22 protein-coding genes and 1 pseudogene are annotated in these 26,040 nt (G+C 64.6%); 9 read left to right on the top strand and 14 right to left on the bottom strand.

All coding sequences use genetic code 11. The features are described from left to right. Positions 1–11 precede the first annotated feature (11 nt). The 5 genes from mctP to NCR38_RS04145 all read right to left on the bottom strand — a co-directional run bounded on the left by mctP (position 12) and on the right by NCR38_RS04145 (position 4,054). Entirely contained in the window at positions 12–1,562 is a 1,551-nt protein-coding gene (gene mctP, locus NCR38_RS04165) for a monocarboxylate uptake permease MctP (RefSeq protein ID WP_061120638.1), read from the bottom strand. Continuing rightward, positions 1,562–1,810, bottom strand: a complete 249-nt coding sequence (locus NCR38_RS04160) for a DUF3311 domain-containing protein (protein ID WP_008350708.1) — start codon at positions 1,808–1,810, stop codon at positions 1,562–1,564. The genes mctP and NCR38_RS04160 overlap by 1 nt, the downstream gene beginning before the upstream one ends. Positions 1,811–2,034: 224 nt before the next feature. Then, entirely contained in the window at positions 2,035–2,937 is a 903-nt protein-coding gene (locus NCR38_RS04155) for a hypothetical protein (protein ID WP_061120571.1), read from the bottom strand. Beyond that, the gene (locus tag NCR38_RS04150) at positions 2,934–3,416 is read right to left on the bottom strand and encodes a DNA-deoxyinosine glycosylase (protein WP_250476474.1); all 483 of its coding nucleotides are present in this window, start codon (positions 3,414–3,416) and stop codon (positions 2,934–2,936) included. Before NCR38_RS04150 ends, NCR38_RS04155 begins: the two co-directional genes overlap by 4 nt. After that, complete coding sequence (locus tag NCR38_RS04145; protein ID WP_061120573.1) at positions 3,413–4,054, bottom strand: chorismate lyase; 642 nt, start codon at positions 4,052–4,054, stop codon at positions 3,413–3,415. Before NCR38_RS04145 ends, NCR38_RS04150 begins: the two co-directional genes overlap by 4 nt. On the opposite strand from NCR38_RS04145, the gene NCR38_RS04140 reads away from it, so the two are divergent. Beyond that, positions 4,047–4,460: a hypothetical protein gene (locus tag NCR38_RS04140; RefSeq protein ID WP_250476473.1), complete on the top strand. Its 414-nt coding sequence runs from the start codon at positions 4,047–4,049 to the stop codon at positions 4,458–4,460. The genes NCR38_RS04145 and NCR38_RS04140 overlap by 8 nt on opposite strands. A gap of 54 nt (positions 4,461–4,514) precedes the next feature. Here the strand turns inward: NCR38_RS04140 and htpG are convergent, their stop codons facing one another. Next, positions 4,515–6,419, bottom strand: a complete 1,905-nt coding sequence (gene htpG / locus NCR38_RS04135; protein ID WP_250476472.1) for a molecular chaperone HtpG — start codon at positions 6,417–6,419, stop codon at positions 4,515–4,517. Between the two features lie 220 nt (positions 6,420–6,639). On the opposite strand from htpG, the gene NCR38_RS04130 reads away from it, so the two are divergent. Continuing rightward, entirely contained in the window at positions 6,640–7,134 is a 495-nt protein-coding gene (locus NCR38_RS04130; RefSeq protein WP_250476471.1) for a Rhs element Vgr protein, read from the top strand. On the opposite strand, the gene NCR38_RS04125 is transcribed toward NCR38_RS04130, so the two are convergent. Further along, entirely contained in the window at positions 7,131–8,594 is a 1,464-nt protein-coding gene (locus NCR38_RS04125; RefSeq protein ID WP_250476470.1) for a PLP-dependent aminotransferase family protein, read from the bottom strand. The two genes, NCR38_RS04130 and NCR38_RS04125, sit on opposite strands and share 4 nt — an antisense overlap. Before the next feature lie 178 nt (positions 8,595–8,772). On the opposite strand from NCR38_RS04125, the gene NCR38_RS04120 reads away from it, so the two are divergent. The 6 genes from NCR38_RS04120 (at position 8,773) to NCR38_RS04095 (ending at position 16,226) form a co-directional block, all read left to right on the top strand. Further along, on the top strand, positions 8,773–9,573 hold the full coding sequence (locus NCR38_RS04120) for a VOC family protein (protein ID WP_250476469.1): 801 nt from the start codon (positions 8,773–8,775) through the stop codon (positions 9,571–9,573). A gap of 33 nt (positions 9,574–9,606) precedes the next feature. Further along, positions 9,607–10,548 carry a DMT family transporter gene (locus NCR38_RS04115; RefSeq protein WP_250476468.1) on the top strand — a complete coding sequence of 314 codons (942 nt, stop codon included), beginning with the start codon at positions 9,607–9,609 and terminating at the stop codon, positions 10,546–10,548. A 103-nt stretch (positions 10,549–10,651) separates the two neighbouring features. Beyond that, positions 10,652–11,848: a PLP-dependent aminotransferase family protein gene (locus NCR38_RS04110; protein ID WP_250476467.1), complete on the top strand. Its 1,197-nt coding sequence runs from the start codon at positions 10,652–10,654 to the stop codon at positions 11,846–11,848. Between the two features lie 56 nt (positions 11,849–11,904). Continuing rightward, positions 11,905–12,366, top strand: a complete 462-nt coding sequence (locus NCR38_RS04105; protein WP_250476466.1) for a RidA family protein — start codon at positions 11,905–11,907, stop codon at positions 12,364–12,366. Between the two features lie 84 nt (positions 12,367–12,450). Next, positions 12,451–13,341 (top strand): PhzF family phenazine biosynthesis protein, encoded by an 891-nt coding sequence (locus tag NCR38_RS04100; protein ID WP_250476465.1) that lies wholly within the window; start codon positions 12,451–12,453, stop codon positions 13,339–13,341. 455 nt (positions 13,342–13,796) lie between these two features. Next, positions 13,797–16,226, top strand: coding sequence for a bifunctional diguanylate cyclase/phosphodiesterase (locus NCR38_RS04095; protein WP_250476464.1), 2,430 nt, complete (start codon positions 13,797–13,799; stop codon positions 16,224–16,226). 1 nt (position 16,227) lies between these two features. Here the strand turns inward: NCR38_RS04095 and NCR38_RS04090 are convergent, their stop codons facing one another. The 5 genes from NCR38_RS04090 to NCR38_RS04070 form a co-directional block, all read right to left on the bottom strand. Next, the gene (locus NCR38_RS04090) at positions 16,228–16,686 is read right to left on the bottom strand and encodes a CopD family protein (protein WP_061120584.1); all 459 of its coding nucleotides are present in this window, start codon (positions 16,684–16,686) and stop codon (positions 16,228–16,230) included. Between the two features lie 402 nt (positions 16,687–17,088). Then, positions 17,089–19,407: a DNA topoisomerase IV subunit A gene (gene parC, locus NCR38_RS04085; RefSeq protein WP_250476463.1), complete on the bottom strand. Its 2,319-nt coding sequence runs from the start codon at positions 19,405–19,407 to the stop codon at positions 17,089–17,091. A 38-nt stretch (positions 19,408–19,445) separates the two neighbouring features. Then, positions 19,446–21,425, bottom strand: a complete 1,980-nt coding sequence (locus NCR38_RS04080; RefSeq protein WP_061120639.1) for a DNA topoisomerase IV subunit B — start codon at positions 21,423–21,425, stop codon at positions 19,446–19,448. A gap of 280 nt (positions 21,426–21,705) precedes the next feature. Then, positions 21,706–23,640 carry an ATP-binding cassette domain-containing protein gene (locus NCR38_RS04075; RefSeq protein WP_250476462.1) on the bottom strand — a complete coding sequence of 645 codons (1,935 nt, stop codon included), beginning with the start codon at positions 23,638–23,640 and terminating at the stop codon, positions 21,706–21,708. A 201-nt stretch (positions 23,641–23,841) separates the two neighbouring features. Next, entirely contained in the window at positions 23,842–24,249 is a 408-nt protein-coding gene (locus NCR38_RS04070; RefSeq protein WP_061120640.1) for a DUF4399 domain-containing protein, read from the bottom strand. A gap of 249 nt (positions 24,250–24,498) precedes the next feature. Between NCR38_RS04070 and NCR38_RS04065 the strand changes: the two genes are divergently transcribed. Further along, positions 24,499–24,681, top strand: a complete 183-nt coding sequence (locus NCR38_RS04065) for a rubredoxin (RefSeq protein WP_061120587.1) — start codon at positions 24,499–24,501, stop codon at positions 24,679–24,681. Between the two features lie 41 nt (positions 24,682–24,722). Here NCR38_RS04065 and NCR38_RS04060 read toward each other — a convergent pair whose 3' ends face one another. Both NCR38_RS04060 and NCR38_RS04055 read right to left on the bottom strand, forming a co-directional pair. Beyond that, positions 24,723–25,460 carry a bifunctional 2-polyprenyl-6-hydroxyphenol methylase/3-demethylubiquinol 3-O-methyltransferase UbiG gene (locus tag NCR38_RS04060; protein ID WP_250476461.1) on the bottom strand — a complete coding sequence of 246 codons (738 nt, stop codon included), beginning with the start codon at positions 25,458–25,460 and terminating at the stop codon, positions 24,723–24,725. Then, positions 25,460–26,040: pseudogene (locus NCR38_RS04055) on the bottom strand (hypothetical protein); the annotation flags it as partial. The pseudogene NCR38_RS04055 and the gene NCR38_RS04060, both read right to left, overlap by 1 nt.

The following is a 26,040-nucleotide window of genomic DNA, read 5'->3' as shown; positions in this document are numbered from 1 at the left end:
ATCGGTCGGAATCAGCCTTCCACGATATCCAGATAGTCTTCCGGACGCGTGCGGTCGTCCGAGCGCTTGAGGCCCAGCACGCGCACGAGCAGGCTCACGACGATCGAGACGATCAGATTCGCGATCAGCGCCCACACCGCCGCGTAGCCCGGCACGACATAGCCGAACAGATGCAGCGGGTAGATCGAGCCCTTCAGTTGCAGCGACACGGCCATCCACGTGCCGACGCCGATGCCCACCGCCCAGCCGAGCAGCAAGCCGCGATGATCGAGCACCCGCGTATAGAGGCCGAGCACGAGCGCGGGCAGCGTCTGGATGATCCAGATGCCGCCGAGCAGTTGCAACTGGATCGCGTAGGTCAGCGGCAGCGCGAGAATGAAGACCACCGCGCCGATCTTCACGATCAGCGACACGAGCTTCGCGACGTTCGTTTCCTGCTCCGGCGTCATCGACGTATTGACGAACTCGCGATGCACATTGCGCGTGTAGAGGTTCGCCGCCGCGATCGACATGATCGCCGCCGGAACCAGCGCGCCAATGCCGATCGCCGCGAACGCAACGCCCACGAACCACGACGGGAAGTAGTGCAGGAAAAGCGCCGGCACCGCGAAGTTCGCGCCATATGCCTTGAAGTACGACGCGTACTCGGGCATGTCCTTCACGCCCGATGCCAGCGCCATGTAGCCGAGCAGCGCGAGCAGGCCGAGCACGAGCGAGTATGCCGGCAGCAGCGACATGTTGCGGCGGATCGTGTTGCCGGAGTTCGACGAGAGAATCGCCGTCACCGAGTGCGGGTACAGGAAGAGCGCGAGCGCGGAGCCGACCGCGAGCGTCGCGTACGCGCTGTAGCCGTTCAGGCTCGCGGCATCGGGCGCTTTCAGGAGCAGCTTCTCGGGCGGCACGACGCTGAATATATGGCCGAAGCCGCCGAGCTGCGCCGGAATCACGATCATCGCGGCGATGATCGTGATGTAGATCAGCACGTCCTTCACCACCGCGATCATCGCGGGCGCGCGCAGGCCCGACGTGTACGTGTACGCAGCGAGAATGGCGAACGCGATGATGAGCGGCAGATCGCCGACGAAGCCTTGCGTCGAGAACCCGAGCGCGCCGATCACCACTTCGATGCCGACGAGCTGCAGCGCGATGTACGGCATCGTCGCGACGATGCCCGTCACCGCGACGGCGAGCGCGAGCATGCGGCTGTTGTAGCGCGCGTGCACGAAGTCGGCGGCGGTCACATAGCCGTGACGCTTCGCGATGCTCCAGAGCTTCGGAAACACGACGAACGCGAACGGATAGATGAGGATGGTGTACGGCAACGCGAAGAAGCCCGTCGCGCCCGCGCCGAACACGAGCGCCGGCACCGCGACGAACGTATAGGCGGTGTACAGATCGCCGCCGAGCAGGAACCACGTGACGATGGTGCCGAAACGGCGCCCGCCGAGGCCCCATTCGTCGAGCTGGGCGAGATCGCCCTTACGCCAGTGCGCGGCGATGAAGCCGAGAATCGTGACGCCGACGAAGAAGAGAACGAAGACGAAGGTTGCGGTGGCGTTCATCATCGCGCACCTCCGTTCTTTCGTCCCGAGGGCAGCGCCTTCGTCTTCTTATAGACGACGGCGGTGATGACCGCGCTGATCAGCACCCACAAGAGCTGATACCAGTAGAAGTACGGAAAGCCCCAAAGAACGGGCTCGATCTTGTTGTAAAACGGCACCCATACCACACCGATCCACGGAAGGATCAGAAGCCAAAGCCAATGCTTGTTGCGCGGTTGTCCAGTGCCGGTCGTAGCTTCGTGAGCCATGAACGGTCTCCTCTTGTTTTGTTTCGCGTCGTTATTGCGAGCCCGGCGGGATGCCGGTTGTCGGGTAGACACGCCGCTGAAAGCGCCCCGAAATAACAGAGGGAGTATATGGACCCTTAAAACACGGTCAAGCAGGGGGATTCCCGACTATTCCGCTGATTCGAAAGCTTTTTGTAAATAGGCCGAAACCCTCGTTCCGGCCCCCGCTGCTTGCGCTGCGTCAATCAGATCGAGAATGAGCCGCTCGTGGCGACGCCTGCGCTTTGCGCGAGACCCTTCACCCACTTGCGCGCAGGCAAGCCGAGCTGCGCCTCGATGAGCTTCGCGCGCGCGTCGAGCGCGTCGAACGAAACGTCGAGTGCGGGACCGGCGAACGCGATCGCGACGCGATTGCCGTCATGCACTTCGGGCAGCGCGATCACGCGATGATCGAACGCCTCGTTCAGATGACGCATGTTGCGCACGAAGCTCGGATGATCGCCGAACAGATTGATCGTGACGACGCCCGCTTCCGGCGTGAGACACGCGCGGCAAGCGCGATAGAACGAGACGCTGTCGAGCACGGGGCCGCGCGCGGTGGCGTCGTACAGATCGATCTGCAACGCGCCGATCGTGCCGTGATTCCCGCGATCGTTGACGAACTCCCAGGCGTCGCGTTCGGTGACGGTGAGGCGCGCGTCGTCGTAGGGCAGCTCGAACATCGCGCGCGCGGCGATGACGACCGCGGGATTCAGTTCGACGGCTTCCACGTTCGCCGGCTTCAGAAAGCGATAGCAGAACTTCGTGAGCGCCGCGGCGCCGAGCCCGAGTTGCACGATGCGCTCGGGCGTCCCGACGAAGAGCAGCCACGCCATCATCTGCTGCGCGTATTCGAGTTCGATGTGATCCGGCTTCTTCAGGCGCATCGCGCCTTGCACCCATTCGGTGCCGAAGTGCAGGTAGCGCACGCCGCCCTCTTCCGAGAAGGTCACGGGGGCGAAGCGCGGCTTGCGGGGCGCCTCGATGCGCGGCGCGTTCGCGAGATCGTCGCGATCGTCGTCGGCGCGCCTGCGCTTCGATTTGTTGTCGTCTTTTTTACGGCCGAACGCGCGCGCTTCTGCCGACGCACGTTTGATGAGATTCGTCATTGTGTGGAGAGAATGTCGCGCCAGATGCGCAATTTTTGATCGAACGAGAGGATAGCATTGGCCGCGCTCGACGACGGCAGCACGAGCGTCGCGTAGCCGGCGGCGCTCAGCACGGGCGCGAATTTGCCCGAGGTCTTGCCGTTGAAGCACACCTTGCGCAACGCCGGAAAACGCGTGTGAAACACCGCGAAATCATTGGGCGATGCGTTGCGGATCGCCGCGTCTAGGCTGCCTTCGCGCTCGCATGCGGCGAGCACGTCCCATAAACCGATGCCCTGCGCGACGAGACGCGCGAGACGATCGTCATAGGCGAGTGCGTGCAAGTCCTCGCCGATCGCTGCGCCGACCAGCCGCCAGAATTGATTGCGCGGATGCGCGTAGTACTGCGTCGCCGCGAGCGATGCGACGCCCGGAAAACTGCCGAGTATGAGCGTGTGCGTGCCTTCATCGCCGATGGGCGCAAAGCCTGCAAGCTTCATTTTGCCTCGCCGTGCGCGACGCGCTTCGCATGCGAGCTCAGGTGATCATAAGAGCGGGCATGTTCGCGCCTATGCGGGCCGTGCATGGTGGCGAGCTTGCTCCAGAGCGCATCGAGCATGCATTCGGTGACCATCAGCGGCGCGTCGTGACGTTTGAACACCGAACGGCGCGCGACGAGCGAATGCGCCCGTTCATTCGATTGCGCCGATGCGAGTCGATGAAGCGGATGCCGCGCGGTGATTCTTCGGCTCGCCAGCGCCGAACGCGACACGCTGCTATCGCTATACAGCAGTTCGGCGAGTGGCCGCGTGCGCAGGCGGCGCATCGATTGCCATACGCCCGTGCTGTGCGATAGAGGCACCACGCTGTGCGCGACGACGAACGGCGCGCCATCGACTTTCAGCGCGACTTCGCGCACCCACACCGGCGTGCGCGGCGTTAGCCCGAGCGCGCGCACTTCATCCTGCCAGGGCATGTCGACGGCTTCGCGCGTGACTTCGACCGTCACCGCGCCAAGCGTGCGCAGATGCGCGGTGAGCGAACCGCCGCGTGTGAGCCAGTCCTTTTGTGCGTCGGTAAGCGATGAAAGCGGGATGATGCGCCAGTGCGCATCGATGGGATCGTTGGGCGTGAGCATGCCGGCAATTATAGGATCGTCCACCGCTTCGGACGATTCGTATGGAGCCGACGTGCCGACAGAACGAAACTCAGTGTCCGCTCATGCGCGCGTGACGGCCGGCCGCGCGCCCCGAGCGAACATTGACAAATCATTGAGAGGACAGCGAATGTCGGAAAACAAGAAACAGACATCGAAGAAAGTTGCGCATCTCGCGGCGGAGACGCTGCATGACCCGAAGGCATCGACCGTCAAGAAAAGCCTCGCCGCGTCAGCCTTGTCGCAGTCACACACCAAAAGGCAAACGGGCGCCGCGATGGAACACAAGGCGAGCGAAGTGCTTCACAGCAACAAGTACTCGGTAGAAACCAAGACGCTGGCGGCCTCAGTTCTTGCGCAATCCGGCAAGGAACGCAAGCCCAAATAAGAAACGCGCCGCCGGTTTCCCGGCGGCGCGGTCATCGACAGCGTTCGAGCAAACTTATCGCGCGAGCAGCAGCGCATTCGTGCGCTTGACGAAGCTCGCCGGATCCTCGAGCGCGCCGCCTTCTGCAAGCAACGCCTGATCGAAGAGCAGATGGCACCAGTCGACGAAATTGGCGCTGTCCGCATTCAACGCCTTCACCAGCGGATGCTCGGGATTCACTTCGAGAATGGGCTCCGCTTGCGGCGCTTTCTGCCCCGCTGCCTTGAGCATGCGCTGCAGATAGCCGCTCATGTCGCCTTCATCGGCGACGAGACAACTCGGCGAATCGGTGAGGCGGAACGTGAGACGCACGTCCTTCGCCTTGCCTTCGAGCGCTTCCTTCATCTTCTCGACGAGCGGCTTCATTTCCTCGCCGACCTTCTCCTGCTGCTGCTTTTCCTCGTCGTCGAGCGCGCCGAGATCGAGGTCGCCGCGCGCCACGCTCGCGAGCGGCTTGCCATCGAACTCATTGAGGAACGACAGCATCCACTCGTCGACGCGATCCGTCAGCAGCAGGACCTCGACGCCCTTCTTGCGGAACACTTCGAGATGCGGGCTGTTCTTCGCGGCTTGCCAGCTATCGGCGGTGACGTAGTAGATCTTCGTCTGCTCGGGCTTCATGCGCGCGACGTAATCGGCGAGCGACACGTTCTGCGCGTCGCTATCGTTATGCGTCGATGCGAATCGCACCAGCTTCGCGATGCGCTCGCGATTGCTGAAATCCTCGCCGATGCCTTCCTTCAGCACCTGCCCGAACTCGTTCCAGAAGGTCGCGTACTTCTGCTTGTCCGCTTCTTCGGTCGCTTCGGCGGAGGACGACGCGATCTCCTCGAGCATCGACAGCACGCGCTTGGTCACGCCTTCGCGAATCGCCTTCACGTCCCGGCTTTCCTGCAGGATTTCGCGCGACACGTTGAGCGGCAGATCGGCCGAATCGACCACACCCTTCACAAAGCGCAGATACGCGGGCAGCAGTTGCTCGGCATCGTCCATGATGAACACGCGCTTCACGTAGAGCTTCAGCCCGCCGCGATGCTCGCGGTTCCACAGATCGAACGGCGCGTGCTTGGGCACGTACAGCAGTTGCGTGTACTCGCTGCGGCCTTCGACGCGGTTGTGCGTCCACGCGAGCGGATCGTCGTGATCGTGCGAGATGTGCTGATAGAACTGTTTGTACTGATCGTCGCTGATGTCGTTCTTCGGACGCGTCCAGAGCGCGCTCGCCTGGTTGACCGTCTCGTCCTCGTCCTTCGTGACCATCTCGCCTTTCTCGGCATCCCACTCTTCCTTCTTCATCAGAATGGGCAGCGCGACGTGATCCGAGTACCTCTGGATGATCGACTTGAGCCGGTGCGACGACAGCAACTCGTCCTCGTCGGCGCGCAGATGCAGCGTGATGGTCGTGCCGCGTTGCGCGCGCTCGATGTCCTCGACTTCGAAATCGCCTTCGCCCGCGCTCGTCCAGCGCACGCCCTCGTTCGCCGGCAAGCCGGCGCGGCGCGTCTCGACGGTGATATTGTCCGCGACGATGAAGCCCGAATAGAAGCCGACGCCGAACTGGCCGATGAGCGCCGCGTCCTTCTGCTGGTCGCCGGAGAGCTTCGAAAAGAACTCCTTGGTGCCCGAGCGCGCGATCGTGCCGAGATGGGAAATCGCTTCCTCGCGGCTCATGCCGATGCCGTTGTCATCGATGGTGATGGTGCGCGCGGCCTTGTCGAACGACACGCGGATGCGCAGGTCCGGATCGTTTTCGTAGAGCGCGCTGTTCTCGATGGCTTCGAAGCGCAGCTTGTCGGCAGCATCGGATGCGTTGGAAATCAGCTCGCGCAGGAAAATTTCCTTGTTGCTGTAGAGCGAATGGATCATCAGGTGCAGAAGCTGCTTTACTTCTGCCTGAAAGCTCATGGTTTCTTGCGCCATGGTCGGGTCCTCTGTGTTGATTTCGTTAGTGCGATGAAGTCGGCCGCGCGCACTCGCCGCGCGGTCAATTCGCCGGATATAAGGGCGGCCCGGCATTTTTCAAGAGCGGCGAGTCCGGATAAGATGCGTTTCCCGAACGACCGATCACTCCGTCACCGCGATGTCCTTCCTGCGCCGTCACGACCGCCACGCCCGGCCTCTTTCACGCCACGAGGCGCAGATGGCGCGGGTGGTGTTCGGCGATGCGATCGACTACGCGACGGTCAAGGTCTACGCATGCGGCTATCTTCCGTTCGGCCTGCAACCGCACCGCACGGCCATGGCGCCCAACGGCAACCTCTATTTCCCGCGCGGCTGTTTTCAGGACGACTTCTCCGCCTGCGACCTCGCGGATCGCATGTGGTTCATTCACGAGATGACGCACGTCTGGCAGTTTCAGCTCGGTTATCCGGTGCGGCTGCGCGGCGCGATCCGCATCGGCTTGACGTATGCGTACACGCTCGCCGACGGCAAGCGACTCTGCGATTACAACATGGAAGCGCAAGGCAACCTGCTCGCGGATTATTTCGCGCTGAAGTTCTGCGACGGGCAAAACCGGTTATACGAGCATCGCTACCGGCATATACCCGGCGCGCTCGCGCTCTATGAAACCGTGCTCGCGGACTTCATCCGCGCGCCCGCAGAGCGCCGCAATCTGCCCGGACGCGGCCGCTAGGCGCTGCGTCGCGCGGCCTTCTCCAGACAGCTCGACAAGAGACCGGGCAGCGCCGGGTCGCCGCAATTGGCGATGTTGAAGCGCATCCACGTCGTCGGCGACTGGTGGGGCGAGAACAGGCTGCCGGGCGTCAGCAGAAAGCCCGCTTCGTGACCCGCCGCCGCCAGGCCATCGGAATCGACACCCGCGTCCGCCCACAGGAACATGCCCGCCGCGGGCGTCGCGAAGAGCTTCAAACCGGTCTTTTCCAGCATGTGCGCGGTCGTGTCGCGCACGCCGTCGAGCCGCGCGCGCAGCCGTTCGACGTGGCGCCGGTAGTGCCCTTCGGTCAGCACCTTGTAGACCACGCGTTCGTTGATTTCCGGGCTCGTCATGCCGACGAGCATCTTCTGATCGGCGAGCGCCTTCGCCACCTCCGGCGCCGCCGCGATATAGCCGACGCGCAGATTGGCCGCGAGCGTCTTCGAGAAACTGCCGAGGAAGATCACGCGTTTCAGCTGATCGAGGGATGCGAGGCGCGTCGCGGGAAAGCCCGCCGGGCACAGATCGCCGTACACATCGTCCTCGACGACGATGAAATCGTATTCCTGCGCGAGCTGAAGAATCCGGAACGCCTGCGCCGCCGTGAGCGACGTGCCGGTCGGATTCTGCAAAACGGAATTGATGATCAGCATCTTCGGCCGCCAGGTCGCGACGAGCGTTTCCAGCGCGTCGAGATCGGGGCCCTCGGGCGTGTACGGCATGCCGACGAGCCGCGCGCCCTGCGACGCGAAGCGCCCGAACATCTGGAACCACGCCGGATCGCCGACGATCACCGCATCGCCGGGCTTCACATACAGACGCGAGATGAGGTCGATCGCCTGCGTGATCCCCGACACGAGCACGATCTGCCGCGCCGCCGATGCGCCGATCTCCAGCTCTTCGAGCCGCGTCTGCAACTGCTGGCGCAGCGGCAGAAAACCTTGCGGCGTGCCGAAGCCGAGCATCTGCGCGCCGCTCTGGCGCGAGAGCGAGCGAAGCGCGTTGGTGATCAGTTCGCCATCGAGCCAGCGTCCCGGCAAATAGCCGAGGCCCGGCCCTTTCTCCGGGCTCGACGTGTGCAGCATGTTGCGCAGCAGCCAGACCACGTCGATGGTGTTTTGCACCGGCTCGCGCTCCGCCGCGGCGGCCGGCGCCTCGCCTTTCGCGACGAGCGTGGGCGCGACGCGCTCTCGCACGTAGAAGCCCGACCCCCGCCGCGAGTCGAGATAGCCGTGGGCGACGAGCCGCTCGTAGGCCTCGACGACCGTGAAACGCGACACGCCCTTGTCGAGCGCGAGCTTGCGGATCGACGGCATGCGCATGCCGGGCCGGAACACGCGCTCGTCAATGCGGCGGCGGCCCCATTGCACCAGCTGGTCGACGAGCGTGAGTTGCGCGGCGTCGTGCGGGGCGGGAATCTGGTCGAGCGGAACGGACATGCGAGCCTCCGTTGAACGGCAAGCGCGGCTGTGAGCCGGGAAAGAACTGTACCGAATAGTCTTGGGCCGATTGTACCGTTACTGTTACGGTGATAGCGGCTACATTTTGCTTTCGGCGGTCCGGCGCGCGAGAAGTAAAGCGTTATGCTGTCGGCCCCTGTTCATCGCACTGCCCGTCATGACCGATCATCGACTCAAACTCGATCACCTGGTGATCGCCGCACGCACGCTGGAAGAAGGCGCGCAGTTCGTCACCGCCACATTCGGCGTCGAGACGGCGGCCGGCGGCGCGCACCCGCTGATGCGCACGCACAACCGGCTGCTGAATCTGTGGGGCGGCGCGTATCTGGAAGTGATCGCGATCGATCCATCGGCGGCGAGCGTCGAATCGCCAAGGCCACGCCTTTTCGCGCTTGACGACCCCGCGATGCAGCGTCGTCTCGCGGACCACGGCCCGCAACTCGTGCACTGGGTCGCGCGCGTCGATCGTCCGAAGTCGCTGGTGCGCTGGCGTGAGCAGTATCCCGGGCGCATCCCGCCCGTCGCGGCCATGTCGCGCGCCGGCAATACGTGGGGCCTGACGGTGCCCGACGACGGCGCGTTTCCGGCGTGGCACGGCGCGGGGGACGGCGTGCTGCCGTCGCTGATCCAGTGGGACACGCCGCGCCATCCGAGCGACGCACTTGCTGAAACGGGCATCGCGCTGCGAACGCTGACGGGCTTCCATCCACAGGCGCAAGCGGTGTCGGAGCAGCTTGCGTGGCTCGGCGCGGCGCATTTGATGTACGTCGAGCCGACGACGGGCGCGCCGGCGCTCGTTGCGCAGTTCGATCTGCCGGACGGATCGACGCTCACGCTGGGTGAATCGGCGGAACAGGCGCAGGCCCGCGAGGAAGCCGCGCGGCAGGCGTCGAAGCGCCGGCGCGCAAGGAAGACAGATACGCCGGACGAACCGGAAGCACCACCGCAACTCGACTGAACGCGCATCCGACAAACGAGGAGACACCGCACGATGAAAACCCGCGAAACCGAAGGCATGCTGCTCGGCCTGATCGGCGTCGTCATTTTCAGCCTGACGCTGCCGATGACACGCATCGTCGTCGCGGAGGTGCATCCGCTGCTGAACGGGCTTGGGCGCGCGCTCGTCGCGGCGATTCCGGCCGCCGCGCTGCTCGTGTGGCGGCGGGAAAAGCTGCCGTCCTGGCCGCAGGTCAAGAGCCTCGCCGTGGTCGCGCTCGGCGTGATCATCGCGTTTCCGGTTTTTTCGGCATGGGCCATGAAGACCGTGCCCGCCTCGCACGGCGCGGTCGTGAACGGCCTGCAACCGCTGTGCGTCGCCATCTATGCCGCTTGGCTCTCGCACGAGCGGCCGTCGAAGGCGTTCTGGGCGAGCGCGGTGGCGGGCAGCGCGATCGTCGTCGCGTTCGCGTTGCAGGCGGGCGGGGGCGGCCTGCAGGTCGGCGATCTGCTGATGCTCGTCGCGGTCGGCATCGGCGCGCTCGGTTACGCGGAAGGCGCGCGGCTCGCGCGTCAGATGGGCGGCTGGCAGGTGATCTGCTGGGCGCTCGTGCTCTGCGCACCGTTCCTGTTGCTGCCGGTCGGCTGGCTCGCGTGGGCGCAGTTGTTCGGAAGCCATGCGGCGCATCCCGAACCGCTCGCGCTCAAGACGTGGCTCGCGTTCGGCTATGTCACGCTGTTCTCGCAATTCATCGGCTTCTTCGCGTGGTACGCAGGACTCGCGATGGGCGGCATCGCGCGCGTCGGGCAAGTGCAACTGCTGCAGATCTTCTTCACGATGGCGTTTTCCGCGCTCTTCTTCGGCGAGCACGTGAGCACGTCGACCTGGCTGTATGCGGCCGCCGTCATCGTGACCGTCGTGCTCGGCCGCAGGACAGCCGTGCGTCCCGCGCCGCAAGCGGCGGTCGTCGCGGCGGGCACGACGCACGCAAGATGACGCACTCGCGCGATAATTGCGGATTGCCGTTCTTAAGCCCAGATTCAACGATTCGCGGCCCACGCCGCGAGAGACATTATTCCCGAGACAGTCGAGGCCCTTCATGAACCAAGCCGATCTCCGCGCCACGCCGTGGCAACTCTCCGAACGCGCACGCAAGCTCACCAGTTCGGCGATTCGCGAAATCCTGAAGGTCACGGAGCGGCCGGAAGTCATTTCATTCGCGGGCGGCCTGCCCTCGCCCGCGACGTTTCCCGTCGAGGAAATGCGCCACGCCTCGGAACGCATCCTGCGCGATCAGCCCGCCGCCGCGCTCCAGTACAGCGCGACCGAAGGCTACATGCCGTTGCGCGAATGGGTCGCGGCGCGCTATTCGGTGAACGGCGCGCATGTCCGCCCGACGCAGGTGCTCATCACGACCGGCTCGCAGCAAGCGCTCGATCTGCTCGGCAAGACGCTCGTCGATCCGGGCAGCCGCGTGCTCGTCGAAACGCCGACGTATCTCGGCGCGCTGCAGTCGTTTTCGCTCTTCGAGCCGCATTACGTGCAGGTGCCGACCGACGAATCCGGCCTGATCCCCGAAACGCTCGACGCCGCGCTCACCGCCAACGCGCGCCTGCTCTACGCGCAGCCGAACTTCCAGAACCCGACGGGCCGCCGCCTGCCGCTCGAGCGCCGCCGCGCGCTCGCCGCGTTCGCGCAGCGTGCGTCGTTCCCGGTGATCGAGGATGATCCCTACGGCGCGCTCGACTACGCCGGCGCCCCGCTGCCGACGCTCCTCTCGATGGCGCCCGAGCATGTCGTGCATCTCGGCTCGTTCTCGAAAGTGCTGGCGCCGGGCCTGCGCGTGGGCTACATCATCGCGCCCGAGGAATTGCACTTCAAACTGGTGCAGGCGAAGCAGGCGACCGATCTGCACACGCCGAGCCTCACGCAGCGCATCGTCTACGAAGTGGTCAAGGACGGCTTCCTCGATCAGCACGTGCCGACCATCCGCGCGCTCTATCGCGACCAGTGCGAGGCGATGCTCCGCGCGCTGGAACGCCACATGCCCGCCGGCGTCGAATGGAACCGGCCGGAAGGCGGCATGTTCGTGTGGGTGAAGCTGCCGCAGCATATCGACTCGATGAAGCTGCTCGAGCAGGCGATCGCGCAGAATGTGGCCTTCGTGCCGGGCGGCCCGTTCTTCGCGAACGAGGCCCAGCACAATACGCTGCGTCTCTCGTTCGTGACGGTTCCCCCCGCGACGATCGACGAAGGCGTGGCAAGGCTCGGCGCGCTGATTCGCGCGAGCGTCTGACTCTCCGGGCGCGACCGCGCCCTTTTCATCCAGTTTCCAGTTACAAGGAGCAACCGATGGCATCCAACGTGTACGACAAGCTGAAGGAACTCGGCATCGAACTGCCCGCGGCGGGCGCACCCGCCGCCGCCTATGTGATGAGCGCGCAGAGCGGCAACACCGTGTATCTCTCCGGGCACATCGCGAAGAAGGACGGCAAGGTGCATGCCGGCAAGCTCGGCGACAACATCACGACAGAAGAAGGCAAGGCCGCGGCGCGCAGCGTCGCCATCGACCTGATCGCGACCCTGCACGCGCACGTCGGCGATCTGAACAAGGTGAAGCGCATCGTCAAGGTGATGAGCCTCGTGAATTCGACGTTCGACTTCACCGAGCAGCACATCGTCACGAACGGCGCGTCGGAACTCATTGCAGAAGTCTTCGGCGATGCGGGCAAGCATGCGCGCTCGGCGTTCGGCGTGGCGCAGATTCCGCTCGGCGCGTGCGTCGAGATCGAGTTGATCGCGGAAGTCGCATGAAGGCGTCTCCCGTCGCCCGTTAGCGAAACCCGACGCGCTCAGGCCGTCGGGTTTTTTTATGAACCGACCGAACCGACAACATTCATGTCCTCACGCACCGTCCAGTTCAAGCAGGTCGACGTATTCTCGCCGGTTCCCTTCAAGGGCAATCCGCTCGCCGTGATCTTCGACGCCGAAGGCCTTTCTGCGCAACGCATGCAGGAAATCGCGCGCTGGACCAATCTGTCCGAGACGGCGTTTTTGATGCCGCCGACCGATCCGCGCGCCGACTATCGCGTGCGCATTTTCACGACGGCGGTCGAACTGCCCTTCGCCGGGCATCCGACGCTCGGCAGCGCGCACGCGCTCATCGACAGCGGCTACACGCCGAAGACACCCGGCAGGCTCGTGCAGGAATGCGGCGTCGGGCTCGTCATGCTCGCCGAGCGCGACAACGGCGAGTGGGCGTTCGCTGCACCCCCCGCGACCATCGCGCCGCTCAGCGCCGCTCAGAACGAGCGCCTCGCCGATGCGCTCTCGCCCGCGGTAATCGATTTCAGCGCGCCACCCGCCGCGGTCGACAACGGCGCGCCGTGGCTCGTCGTGCGCGTGAAGGACGCGGCGCAATGTCTCGCGCTGTCGCTGGACGGCCGCGCGCGTGAATCGTTGCAGCCGCTCGTCGCGGAAGTGGGCACGCACGGCATCGCCGTGTACGGGCCGCACGACGCCGATGGACCCGCGACCTTCGAACTGCGCGTGATTCTGCTGGGCGCGGAAAACATCGAAGATCCGGTGACGGGCAGCGCGAACGCGGCGCTCGCGACGCTTCTGACCCAACAAGGAAAGCGGCCCGGCGTGTCATACAGCGTGCGACAGGGCACCGCGCTCGGGCGGGATGGCCGCGTGAGCATCGCATACAGCGACCAGGAGGACGGCGCGCCGATCTGGATCGGCGGCTGCTCGGTAACTGTGATCGACGGCACATTCTGCATCTGAAACAATGACCTACGCGCTGCCGGGAGGCGCGCGTATACCCCCAAGCGGCGCCCCTTTCTTAATCTTCGAGGCTTCGCTAATATCTGAACAATCGGGGATCAGAACGCAATCGCGGTTTCCACATCGGCGAAAGACGGGCGTCGCGAGTGTGAACCGCTTGCGCCGCAGCGCAAACGTATGCTCTTGACGACACCGAAGGCTCGCCGTCTCGCTCATGTCGGGCTTCGGGCGCCGCTGCGAAGAACCGCTCGCCGAACGGCCGTTGCGCTACCTCCTTGCGTGGATACGGACGTGGATCGGGTCTCGGAGAAACAAGCCGCCGATCATCCGCCGCGCGCCGCGCACGGTATAGTCACTCGTTTCGGCCGAACGCCTCAAAACATGCATCGCTTCATCCATCTCGCGCAGTTCGCAGCACGCCACGCGCTACGAAATAAAGCGCCGACGGACGCCCCATGAAGCGCACGCGCTCTCACGCTTTTTCCGACACCCTCTTCGGCGCGCCATCGGCGCGGCGTCGGCGCGCGCTCCTCGCGATTCCCGTGCTCGGCACCTTCGTGCTGGTGCTGCTGTGGGCGGTGATATTCGCCCGGCTCTCCGTCGAGCGCGAAGCGACGACACACGAATCGATGGCCTCCGCCGCCATCCTCTCGTCGGCGCTCGAGCAGCACACCATCAAGGCGATCCATCAGGTCGACCAGATCACCCGCTTCGTCAAATACGAGTACGAGAAGTCGCCCGACAACTTCGATCTGATCGCCACGGTCGAGAAAGGCGTCGTGCAGAGCGACACGCTCGTGCAGGTCTCGCTGATCGACGAATACGGCACGCTCATCGCCAATACGTCCGATCCTCATCCGAAGCCGATCGACCTGTCCGATCGCGAGCACTACAAGGTCCACGCCCATTCGAACGACGACCTGCTGTACATCAGCCGCCCGGTGCGCGGCCGCGTGTCGGGCCTGTGGACGTTGCAGATCACGCGGCGGCTCAATCATCCGGACGGCTCGTTCGCGGGCGTCGTGGTCGTATCTGAGGATCCGGCCTATTTCACGAGCGATTTCTACAATGTCGCGTCGATCGGTCGCGAAGGCGTGATCGCCGTCGTATCGGATAACGGCTCGGTGCTCGCGCGCAGCACGGGCGGCAGTCTCGCCGAGAGCGCGGCGGCCAACTCCGCCACGAAAAGCAACGCGCACAACGGCCCGGCCGACCGCACGCACGCCGCCTTCAGCGCGAGCGGCGTCTATCCGACGACGGACCACGCATCCGGCATCTACGTCGATCCGATCGATCAGGTGAAGCGCATCGTGTCGTACCGGCATATCGACGGCTATCCGCTCGGCGTGCTCGTCGGTCTCTCCGAGCGCGAGGAGATGATCGACTACAACCACACGCGCAATGTCTATCTGCTGATGGCGAGCTTCATTTCGCTCGCGATGCTCGGCTTCTTCGCGGTGGCGACGGGCCTCATCGGCAAGCTGCTCGGACGCGAGCGCGAGATGACGCATCTCGTCGAATTCGATCTGCTGACGGGCCTGCGCAACCGCTACTCGACGCTGCGCGCGCTCAGGCGGGAAGTGGCGCAACCGGAGAACATCGGCCGGCTCGCGCTGCTCTTCATCGACCTCGACAACTTCAAGACTGTCAACGACACGCTCGGCCACAATGCAGGCGATATCGTTCTGCAGATGACCGCGTCGCGGCTTGCGGAGACGGTCGGCCAAAGCGGCGCGCTCTCGCGCATCGGCGGCGACGAGTTCGTGGTCGTCGTGAAGGGCGATGACGTCGAACAGCGCGCCGTCACGCTCGCCAACGATATCTCGACGATGTTCGCCACGCCGTTCGACGTGCGCGGCAGCGCGTTCGTGCTGCATGCGAGCATCGGCATTGCGCTCTTTTCGGTGCCGAACGAAAGCGAGATCGATCTGCTGAAGAAGGCGGATCTCGCGATGTACAGCGCGAAGGACGCGGGCCGGAACTGCTATCAATTCTATTCGCCGCAACTGTCGCATCGCGCGGATCATCTGATGAAGTGGGAGCAGCAACTGCGCGTCGCCCTGACCGAGCAGCAACTCTTCCTCGTCTATCAGCCGAAGATCGATCTCACGCGCCGGTGCATTACCGGCTTCGAGGCGCTCGTGCGCTGGAATCATCCGCAGCACGGACTCATTCCTGCGAACGAGTTCATTCCGGTGGCTGAATCGACCGGGCTGATCGTCGCAGTCGGCGATTTCGTGATCTACACCGCGTGCATGCAGCTCGCGCAGTGGCAGCGCGATGGTTATAACGGACTGTCGCTCGCCGTGAACATCTCGGCCGTGCAGTTCTGGCGCGGCGACTTGCTGGAGACGGTCGCGCGCGCGATCGAGTCGAGCGGTATTCCGCCCGACAAGCTCGAACTCGAAATCACCGAAACGGTGATGGTCGAGTACCCGGAGCTCGTGCAGGAGAAGATTGTCGCGTTGAAGCGGCTGGGCGTGCGCATCGCGCTCGATGACTTCGGCACCGGCTATTCGTCGCTGTCGTATCTGAATCGCTTTTCGGTCGATACGCTCAAGGTGGATCGCTCGTTCGTCCAGGCGATTCCCGAAGACCGCAGCGTGTGCGTCATGGTGTCGGCGATCATCAACCTGGCGCGCTCGCTGGGGCTCACGGTGGTCGTCGAAGGAACCGAACGGGAAGAGCAGATCACGTGGCTTGCGGCGCTCGGGCCGGTGGAAGCGCAAGGCTTCCTGTTCTCACGCCCGGTGCCGGCGGATGGCGTGCAGGCGCTGCTCGATCGCTTCGGCGTGTGCGGATGGCCGCGTGGTCAGTCGCCGCGCTCGCGCAAGGATGCGGGCCAGGAGTCGAGCACCGCGCTGACGGATGCGCGCGGCGGCTGACTCAGAACCCGCGCGAGAGAACGGCCGTTCCAATCGTCACCACACCCAGCACCAGATTGATCACGACGAGCCGCCGCACCGTGGCGACGGCGCGGGCGCCATCGGGCCAGTTCTGCGCCTGCACCGCCCGCCGGATGCGCGGGAACACCCCGAAGCGGATATGACCGAAGATCAGCATCATCACGATGCCGAGGCCGGCCATCGCATGCAATGGCCACACCGCGTGACCGCCGCCGAATTCCATGAGCAGGAAGCCGCCGGTGAGCAGGATCACGAGCACCGAGGCGCCGACCCAGTTGAAAAAACGTGCGAAGACCGACTCCCAAAGCGGCAGACGCATTTGCGGCGTGAGATCACCGAGCGCGGGGCGCAGGCAGAAGTGGGCGAAGACCATGCCGCCTATCCAAACGGCTACGCCGAGTAAATGCAGAAAGAGCGCCGCTTCGATGGCTTTGTTCATTGGGGATTCCGGATGCAGTTCAAAACGTGATGGACGGGTTGCGGTGTAAAAGCTGAGGCGCACACCAGCCGACTCTCGCTGAAGATTGAATATTGCTGCTACATGGCGAGACTGGCCGGTCAAACCCAGAACACTAAGAATGCGAGCCGCGCAGCGAGTTCCCGCGTTCGGATATTAATGATGCGACGCGCGATCATTCCGATGATGCTTGCTACCGTCATCGGAACGTTTGCAAACCTGAATTCGCGAAATCAAAGATGGTCATGCGGCGAAAACAACCTCCACTCGTCCCGCGTTCGTCGAGCGCCGCGGCGGACCGATCGGCGGATGCGAGAAAGCCCGCACGAAGCGGGCTTTCAAGGTACGCAGCAAACAAACTGGAGGGACGCCCGACCGGGACTTTTATCCCTCGAACACCGGCCTCAACTCCGTCACCTTCAACGACGAATCCGGCGCGCGCCCCTTCCTCGCGCGCTTGCCGAGATGCAGTTGCAATTGCGACCCGCTGAGCTTCTCGTCCTTCGGCTTGCCGCCGCGCCCGGTGCCGATCATCATCACGCCGCGCGCATCGAACGCGAGCGCCTGGCGCAGCGTTTCCTTCGCGTCGAGGCCCATCAGGATGACGCCGCGACCGCCGCCCGACAGCGTCTTCATCTCGTCCATGCCGAAGACGAGCAGCTTGCCCGCACTCGACAGACACCCGACAAGCGTCGCCCCGGGGATGACAGGCATCGGCGCGAGCGGAGCCGCACCGTCGTCGATCGTCATGAACGCCTTGCCAGCTTTCTGACGGCTCACCATGTCGCCGAGCTTTGCAACGAAGCCGAAGCCATTGCTCGACGCCAGCAACAACTGCTGCTCCGCATTCGCCGCGAAATAGTGCAGCAGATGCGTGCCCGACTCGAGCTCGATCAGCGACGTCACGGGCACGCCGTCACCGCGCCCGCCCGGCAACGCCGAGACCGGCACCGAATACACGCGCCCCTTGCTGCCCCACGCGACCAGCGAATCCGGCGTGCGCGCCTGGAATGCCGCATAGAGTCCGTCGCCCTGCTTGAACGTGAAGCCCGCCGGATCGAGTCCGTGGCCCTTCAGCGCGCGCACCCAGCCCTTCTGCGAGACGACGACCGTCACCGGCTCGTCGACGACGCGCGCCTCGAACGTCGCACGCTTTTCCTGCTGGATGAGCGTGCGGCGATCGTCGCCGAATTGCTTCGCGTCGGCTTCGATTTCCTTGATGAGCACGCGCTTCATCGCGGCATCGCTGTTGAGCAGTTCTTCGAGCTTGGTCTTTTCGTCGCGCAAGTCGGACAGCTCCTGTTCGATCTTGATCGCTTCCAGCCGCGCCAACTGACGCAGACGAATCTCGAGGATGTCTTCGGCCTGGCGGTCCGAGAGATTGAAGCGCGCGATAAGCGCCTGCTTCGGCTCCTCCGATTCCCGGATGATGCGAATGACTTCATCGATATTCAGGAAGACGATCATCCGCCCTTCGAGAATATGGATGCGGTCGTTGACCTTGCCGAGGCGATGCTGCGTGCGCCGCGTCACCGTCACGAAGCGAAATCCGATCCACTCGTGCAGGATCTCGACGATGCCCTTCTGCCGCGGTCTGCCGTCCGCGCCGATCATCACGAGGTTGATCGTCGCGTTCGATTCGAGGCTCGTATGCGCGAGCAGCGAGTTGACGAACTCCGTCTGGTCGATGCGGCTCGACTTGGGCTCGAACACGAGACGAACCGGCGCGTCCTTGCCGGACTCGTCGCGCACGGCGTCGAGCAGGGCTAGCATCGACTGCTTGGTCTGGACCTGCTCGGGCGTGAGCGTCTTCTTGCCGAGCTTGATCTTCGGGTTGGTGAGTTCCTCGATTTCCTCGAGCACCTTCTGGCTCGACACGCCCGGCGGCAATTCCGTGATGACGACCTGCCACTGGCCGCGCGCCATGTCTTCGATCTTCCAGCGCGCGCGCACCTTCAGGCTGCCGCGACCGGTCTCGTACGCCGTCGAGATTTCCGCGGGCGACGAGATGATCTGCCCGCCGCCGGGGAAATCGGGTCCGGGCAATTTCTCCATCAGACCCGCGTGGCCGATCTTCGGGTCACGGATCATCGCGACGGCGGCCTGCGCCACTTCGCGCAGATTGTGCGACGGGATTTCCGTCGCGAGCCCCACCGCGATGCCCGATGCGCCGTTCAGCAACAGGAACGGCAAGCGCGCAGGCAAGAGCTTCGGCTCTTCGAACGAGCCGTCGTAGTTCGGCATGAAATCGACCGTGCCCTGATCGATTTCATCGAGGAGCAGGCGCGCGATCGGCGTCAGGCGCGCTTCCGTGTAGCGCATGGCCGCCGCGCCGTCGCCGTCGCGCGAGCCGAAGTTGCCCTGCCCGTCGATGAGCGGATAGCGCATCGAGAAGTCCTGCGCGAGGCGCACGAGCGCGTCGTACGCGGATTGGTCGCCGTGCGGGTGATACTTGCCCAGCACGTCGCCCACCACGCGCGCCGACTTCACCGGCTTCGCGTTGGACGCGAGGCCCATCTCGCTCATCGCGTAAAGAATGCGGCGCTGCACGGGCTTTTGTCCGTCGCAGACATCGGGCAGCGCGCGGCCCTTCACCACGCTCACCGCGTAGTCGAGATAGGCGCGCTCGGCGTAATCGCCGAGCGTCAGTTGTTCGCCGTCCGGTGCGGTCTGTTCGGCGAAGAGATCGTCTGTGATTCCCATCGAATATCGATATCCGTTATGCGTTGCTCAAGTCGCGCTCAAATGTCCGCTTCGACTTCGTTGCCCTTCTCTTCGAGCCAGCTTCGGCGCGAGGCCGCTTCGCCCTTGCCCATCAGCATCGTCATGCGCGAGACGGTGAGGTCGAAGCCGAGATCGCCGAGGCCGACTGGCAGCAGGCGGCGCGTGTCCGGGTTCATCGTCGTGTCCCAGAGCTGCTCTGCGCTCATTTCGCCGAGGCCCTTGAAGCGGCTGATGGTCCACGCCGTGTCCCGCACGCCGTCCTTGCGCAGTTTGTCGAGGATGGCTTCGAGCTCGCCCTCGTCGAGCGCATAGAGTTTCTGCGCAGGCTTCTTGCCGCGCGCGGGCGCATCGACGCGAAAGAGCGGCGGACGCGCGACACACACATGGCCGCGTTCGATGAGTTGCGGGAAGTGCTTGAAGAAGAGCGTGAGCAGCAGCACCTGAATGTGCGCGCCGTCGACGTCCGCGTCCGAGAGGATGCAGATCTTGCCGTAGCGCAGATTCGACAGATCGATCTGGTCGTCGGGGCCATGCGGATCGACACCGATCGCGACGGCGATGTCATGCACTTCGTTGTTCGCGAAAAGACGGTCGCGTTCCGTTTCCCACGTGTTCAGCACCTTGCCGCGCAGCGGGAGAATCGCCTGAAACTCCTTGTCGCGGCCCATTTTCGCGGACCCGCCCGCCGAATCGCCCTCGACGAGAAAAAGCTCGTTGCGCGCGATATCCGTCGATTCGCAATCCGTGAGCTTGCCCGGCAACACGGCGACGCCCGAGCTCTTCTTCTTCTCGATCTTCTGGCCGGCGCGCGTGCGGGCCTGCGCCTGACGGATCACGAGCTCCGCCAGCTTCTTGCCGTACTCGACGTGCTGGTTCAGCCATAGCTCGAGCGCAGGCCGCGAGAACGACGACACGAGCTTCACCGCATCGCGGCTATTGAGACGCTCCTTGATCTGCCCTTGGAATTGCGGATCGAGCACCTTCGCCGACAGCACGAACGACACGCGCGCGAACACGTCTTCCGCGAGCAGCTTCACGCCTTTGGGCTGCAGGTTATGAATCTCGACGAAATTCTTCACCGCCTGAAAAAGGCCATCGCGCAGGCCGGATTCATGCGTGCCGCCCGCCGGCGTCGGAATCAGGTTCACATACGATTCGCGCAAGAGCGGCCCTTCCTCGCTCCACGCGACGACCCACGACGCGCCCTCGCCTTCCGCGAAGGTTTCCTCGGTGTTGCGCGAGCTTTCCGCATAGCGCTCGCCTTCGAACAACGGAATCAGCAGTTCGCTGCCGCCCATGCCTTCGAGCAGATAGCCGCGCAGACCGTCTTCATATTTCCACGTCTGACGCTCGCCCGTCTTCTCGACGACCAGCACCACTTCGACGCCCGGCAGCAGCACGGCCTTCGAGCGCAAGAGACGCTGCAATTCGCCGAGCGGCAGATTGGCGGAATCGAAGTACTTCGGGTTCGGCCAGGCACGCACGCGTGTGCCGCTTTTCTTGGCGCCGCGCTCCGCTGGGCGCGTCGTGAGTTCTTCGATGACGTCGCCGTTGGAAAACGCGAGTTGCGCGACCTTGTTGTCGCGCCAGACCGTCACTTCGAGGCGCGTCGCGAGCGCGTTCGTCACCGAAACGCCGACGCCGTGCAGACCGCCCGAGAAGGTGTAGGCGCCGCCCGCGGCCTTGTCGAATTTGCCGCCCGCATGCAGCCGCGTGAACACGATCTCGACGACCGGCACGCCTTCTTCCGGATGCAGGCCGAAGGGAATGCCGCGGCCATCGTCCTCGACGGAGACGGAATTATCGTTGTGCAGCGTGACGATGATCTGCTTGCCGTAACCGCCGAGCGCTTCGTCGGAGGCGTTGTCGATCACTTCCTGAATGATGTGCAGCGGATTCTCGGTGCGCGTGTACATGCCGGGCCGCTGCTTGACCGGCTCCAGCCCCTTGAGCACCTTGATCGATGCTTCGCTGTAGCCGGCTGCCTTGGCGTTCATGACGAGGCGCTTGCCGCGTTCAGTACCTGTCGCCATTGCGCTGGATTTTTTCGTGGACATAGTTGAACGTTGATCCGGCTCTCGAGCGTTCTCGCGGGAAATGCCACAACGTGACGCCCGATGTGCCGGCGAATGCTAGATGAAAATGCCTGGCCGGATGCCGGTGCGGGAGGCGGAAAACCGCCCGCCGATCCGAGCCGCGCTAGGAGAATAGCGGTTTTCGCCCGCCGCGCCCACCTCGGACCGATAAAACGCGTGTCGTGCGCGGCCGCCGAAGCGCCTACTTGCGCTTTGCTTCCAGCTCTTCCCAGCGCTCGAGCGCGACGAGCAATTCCTCTTCGATCGCCGCGTGGCGCTCCGACAGCCGCGCGCCTTCCTTCGCATCCCTGGCGAAGATCGAGCCGTCTTCGAGCTGCGCACCGATCGCCTTCTGCTCTTCCTCCAGCTCGGCGACGCGCGCCGGCAGTGCTTCGAGCTCGCGCTGTTCCTTGAACGACAGCTTGACCGTGCGCTGCGCGTTGCGGCCTGCCGCGCTTTCCTTCGGCGTGTCGTCCTTCGGCGCTTCCTTGGCCGTCTGACGCGCCGCTTCTTCCGCGATACGCGCCGAACGTTCGCGCTGAATCTGCCAGTCGGAGAAGCCGCCGACATACTCGCGCCACAGGCCGCCGCCCTCCGCGGCGAACACCGAGGTCACGACGTTGTCGAGAAACGCGCGGTCGTGGCTCACGAGCAACACGGTGCCGTCGTAATCCGCGAGCAGTTCTTCGAGCAGTTCGAGCGTGGGAATGTCGAGGTCGTTGGTCGGTTCGTCGAGCACGAGCACGTTCGCGGGCCGCGCGAACAGTCGCGCGAGCAACAGGCGATTGCGCTCGCCGCCCGAAAGCGAGCGCACCGGCGAACGCGCGCGCTCCGGCGCGAACAGGAAGTCGCCGAGATAACTCATCACGTGCTTCTTCACGCCGTTCACTTCCACCCATTCGCTGCCGGGGCTGATGGTGTCGGCGAGCGATTTGTCGAGGTCGAGTTGCGCGCGCATCTGATCGAAGTACGCGACCTGAATGTTGGTGCCGATGCGCACGCGGCCTTCGTCGGGCTGCAGCTCGCCGAGCATGAGCTTCAGCAGTGTCGTCTTGCCGGCGCCGTTCGGGCCGACGAGACCGATCTTGTCGCCGCGCATCACGGTGGCCGTGAAGCGGTCGACGATCGTGCGCTCGCCGTAGCGTTTCGTCACGTCAGTCAGTTCCGCGACGATCTTGCCGGACTTCTCGCCCTGGCCGACATCGAGCTTCACGTTGCCCTGCACATTGCGGCGCTCGGCGCGCTCATTGCGCATTTCCACGAGCCGCGCGATGCGCCCGACGCTGCGCGTGCGCCGCGCCTCGACGCCCTTGCGAATCCACACTTCTTCTTGCGCGAGCAACTTGTCGAATTTTTCCTGCTCGACTTTTTCGACCTCGAGTTGCTGCGCCTTCCTCGTCTGATACGCGCTGAAATTGCCCGGATAAGACAGCAGACGCCCGCGATCCAGCTCGACGATGCGCGTCGCCACGCGATCGAGAAACGCGCGATCGTGCGTGATGAAAAGCAACCCGGTGCGCAACGTGACGAGCAACTCTTCCAGCCAGCGAATGCCGTCGAAGTCGAGATGGTTGGTCGGCTCGTCGAGCAGCAGCACGTCAGGCTGCACGACGAGCGCACGCGCCAGCGCCACACGCTTTTTCATGCCGCCGGACAGGTCGCCCGCGCGCGCGTCGCCGTCGAGGCCGATTTGCGCGAGCGTGGTTGCGACACGCGTGCGCCAGTTCCACGCATCGCGCATATCGAGCGCCGATTGCAGCGCGTTCATGCGCGCGAGCAACGCGTCGTGCTCGGCGCCTTCGGGCGTGTCGGCGAGCGCGTGCGCGACGGCGTCGTACTCGTCGAGCAGTGCGCGCGCATCGGTCAGGCCGGAGGCGACGACATCGAACACGGAGGCGTCGAGATCGAACTCGGGCTCCTGCGGCACGTAGACGGTCGTGAGCTCGCTCTGACGCGTGACGAGGCCGTCGTCGGGCGCGGCGAGCCCCGCGACGATCTTGAGGAGCGACGACTTGCCCGCGCCGTTGCGGCCGATCAGCCCGACACGCTCGCCCGCTTCGAGCGAGAAGTCGGCGTGGTCGAGCAATGCGACGTGGCCGAACGCGAGCTGCGCGTCCGAAATGGAATAAAGCGACATGGGAAAACCGGATGAATGGCGAAGAATCGGTGACGAAGCCGACAACCGATGGAAGCGGCCATTGTACCGGGCGCCGCGCCCGACAACGCGCGACGCACGCGGCTTAGGCCGAACGGATGAGGGTTCGCGGCCCAAAAACAGGAAGGCCGCCCGGATTCCCGATCCGCGGCGGCCTTCCCTCGTCTCGAGCCGAAAAACGCGTTACTTCACATGCACCTTGATCGACTGGCTCATTTCCGGCCCATAGGAACGGTGCGCGCCGTCGCCGAACTGCATCGTCAGCGTGTGATCGCCGGGCGGCAGCTTCACATCGGCTTCGGTCTGGCCCTTGCCGAAATGCAGCGACGTATCGTTCGCCGGAATCACGGTGCCCTTCGGCAGCGGCTTGCTATCGATCAGCAGATGGTGATGGCCGGTGCCGTCGGTCATCGTGCCCGCCGGCGCGATCGACATGCCATCGACGCCAAACCTCACGTGCACGGGGCTCGTGACGGTCGCGCCATCCTTCGGCTCGATGAAATAGACGCGCGCCTGCGCATGCGCCGCGCCGGCGTATTGCGCGAGCACGATCGCGCCCGTCAGCATCGCACCCAAGACCTTTTTGTTCATCGTTTTCTCCATGTTGTGGAACCGGTCGCTGGCGCGAAAGCGGCGCCGCAGACTCAAAAAGCATACACCGGGCTTTCGGATCGCCGTAATCGGGACCATCCTGTGGACGGTGCGATGCGGCGGGGCGTCGGGTTTCACGGCCCGGGCCGGGGACGATCGCGCCGATTCCTGTAAGATGCCGGGTCGCCGCGCCGCGCATCGTCTTCGAGCGCACGCGTCCGTTTATTTCTTTCGAATCAAGAGTCTGTCGTGAGCGAAGTCATCGAATTCAAGAGCTGGGTCTGCCTGATTTGCGGCTGGATCTATAACGAGGAAGAAGGTTTGCCGGACGAAGGCATTCCCGCCGGCACCCGTTTCGACGACATTCCCGCCGACTGGCGCTGCCCGTTGTGCGACGTGGGCAAGGCCGACTTCGTCGTCGTCGAGTTCTGATCCGGATTGCCGCTTTTCAGGCGGCAGTTTCGTTTCGTTTTTCACCGCGCCACCGCAATCAATTCGCGGCTCGTTTCGTCCACCGGCGCGCGATTCCAGTCCCCATACCAGTCGATGCGCGCAAAACCCGCATCGCGCAAAAGGCGCGCGAGTTCGTCGAGCGTGCGAAAGCGCAGTTCGCTCGCGGCGCTCAGCGTGTCTTCGGGCGTCGACGCGTAGCGGCAGTACGTCGTGAACGCGGCGCGGCCTGTCGTCGACGGATCGGGTTGCGCATGCCGCTCCTGCCACACTTCCACGGTCGTTCCGTCCGGCGCTTCGACGCACCGCGATGAGCGCTCGCGCGTCCAGTCTTCCCACGCGCGCGCCGCCGGATTGCGGCTTTCGAACGCGATCGCGCCGCCTGGCCGGATTGCGCGGCGCGCGGCCCTGAGCGTGGCGAGGAACGCGGCATCGTCGAGAAACACTTGTGCGACGTGGCCCGTCATCACGAGCAGATCCGCCGCGCCGACGAACGGCAGCGCCGTCGCATCGCCTTCGATCCACGTCACCTCGTCGCCTTGCGGACGCGCTCGCGCGACACGCAGCATGTGCGCCGACGGATCGATGCCCGTCACGCGATGCCCGCGCTTCGCCAGTTCGCAGGCGAGCAAGCCCGTGCCGCAGCCGAGATCGACGATATGTCCAGCCGGCTGCGCCAGCGCGAGATAGAACGCCGTGTCGGGCGCGCATGGATTGAGGGCGTCGTAGAGCGCGACGAAGCGCGGATCGTCGTAGCGCATCAGCGGCTCTGGTACCCGATCGCGTCGCGCATCGGCTGGCTCCCGATCATGATCGGGCCGGTGAATGGCGTATCGAGATCGAGGATCACGAGCACCGCCGATGCGATCGACAGCGCGCCGAGCATGATCGTCACGAGCGAGAGCGCGTTGCGCGGCGCGATCAGCCCGAAGCACAGGAAGATGATGAGCAGCCAGCCGACGAGTATCCGGTCGAACGGATAGGAAATCGATCCTTGCGCTTCCTCCACCAGCTTCCAGCGCAGCGCGATGAGTTGCTCGAAGCGCGCGGCGGCTTCGGCGGCAAGCTCGCGATGATACTCATCGTGCGGATGAAGCATGCGCACCTCGCGCTGGGCATTCCCCAATATCGCGCCGAATGTTTTGCTCGCGAGGCTGTCGGTCTTGGTCGACGGCTCGACGTTCGGATAATCGCCGGGGGGGGGGGGGGGGGGGGGGCGCGGGGCCCGGGGGGGGGGGGGGGGGGGGGGGGGGCGCGCGCCCCCCCCCCCCCCCCCCCCCCCCCCCCCCCCCCCCGCGCCCGCCGCGGGGGGGGGCGGGGCGGGTCGGCGCGTCTGTGCGG

The organism is Caballeronia sp. INML1, assembly GCF_023631085.1.
Lineage (GTDB): Bacteria > Pseudomonadota > Gammaproteobacteria > Burkholderiales > Burkholderiaceae > Caballeronia > Caballeronia turbans.
Note: the sequence above shows the minus strand (reverse complement) of the source record. Positions and strands in the feature narration are given on the sequence as shown.

Bases quoted from the DNA above. Each gene is read 5' to 3' on its own strand.
- mctP (WP_061120638.1), bottom strand. From the start codon at position 1,562: ATGAACGCCACCGCAACCTTCGTCTTCGTTCTCTTCTTCGTCGGCGTC.
- NCR38_RS04160 (WP_008350708.1), bottom strand. From the start codon at position 1,810: ATGGCTCACGAAGCTACGACCGGCACTGGACAACCGCGCAACAAGCAT.
- NCR38_RS04155 (WP_061120571.1), bottom strand. From the start codon at position 2,937: ATGACGAATCTCATCAAACGTGCGTCGGCAGAAGCGCGCGCGTTCGGC.
- NCR38_RS04150 (WP_250476474.1), bottom strand. From the start codon at position 3,416: ATGAAGCTTGCAGGCTTTGCGCCCATCGGCGATGAAGGCACGCACACG.
- NCR38_RS04145 (WP_061120573.1), bottom strand. From the start codon at position 4,054: ATGCTCACGCCCAACGATCCCATCGATGCGCACTGGCGCATCATCCCG.
- htpG (WP_250476472.1), bottom strand. From the start codon at position 6,419: ATGGCGCAAGAAACCATGAGCTTTCAGGCAGAAGTAAAGCAGCTTCTG.
- NCR38_RS04130 (WP_250476471.1), top strand. From the start codon at position 6,640: ATGGCGCGGGTGGTGTTCGGCGATGCGATCGACTACGCGACGGTCAAG.
- NCR38_RS04125 (WP_250476470.1), bottom strand. From the start codon at position 8,594: ATGTCCGTTCCGCTCGACCAGATTCCCGCCCCGCACGACGCCGCGCAA.
- NCR38_RS04120 (WP_250476469.1), top strand. From the start codon at position 8,773: ATGACCGATCATCGACTCAAACTCGATCACCTGGTGATCGCCGCACGC.
- NCR38_RS04115 (WP_250476468.1), top strand. From the start codon at position 9,607: ATGAAAACCCGCGAAACCGAAGGCATGCTGCTCGGCCTGATCGGCGTC.
- NCR38_RS04110 (WP_250476467.1), top strand. From the start codon at position 10,652: ATGAACCAAGCCGATCTCCGCGCCACGCCGTGGCAACTCTCCGAACGC.
- NCR38_RS04105 (WP_250476466.1), top strand. From the start codon at position 11,905: ATGGCATCCAACGTGTACGACAAGCTGAAGGAACTCGGCATCGAACTG.
- NCR38_RS04100 (WP_250476465.1), top strand. From the start codon at position 12,451: ATGTCCTCACGCACCGTCCAGTTCAAGCAGGTCGACGTATTCTCGCCG.
- NCR38_RS04095 (WP_250476464.1), top strand. From the start codon at position 13,797: ATGAAGCGCACGCGCTCTCACGCTTTTTCCGACACCCTCTTCGGCGCG.
- NCR38_RS04090 (WP_061120584.1), bottom strand. From the start codon at position 16,686: ATGAACAAAGCCATCGAAGCGGCGCTCTTTCTGCATTTACTCGGCGTA.
- parC (WP_250476463.1), bottom strand. From the start codon at position 19,407: ATGGGAATCACAGACGATCTCTTCGCCGAACAGACCGCACCGGACGGC.
- NCR38_RS04080 (WP_061120639.1), bottom strand. From the start codon at position 21,425: ATGAACGCCAAGGCAGCCGGCTACAGCGAAGCATCGATCAAGGTGCTC.
- NCR38_RS04075 (WP_250476462.1), bottom strand. From the start codon at position 23,640: ATGTCGCTTTATTCCATTTCGGACGCGCAGCTCGCGTTCGGCCACGTC.
- NCR38_RS04070 (WP_061120640.1), bottom strand. From the start codon at position 24,249: ATGAACAAAAAGGTCTTGGGTGCGATGCTGACGGGCGCGATCGTGCTC.
- NCR38_RS04060 (WP_250476461.1), bottom strand. From the start codon at position 25,460: ATGCGCTACGACGATCCGCGCTTCGTCGCGCTCTACGACGCCCTCAAT.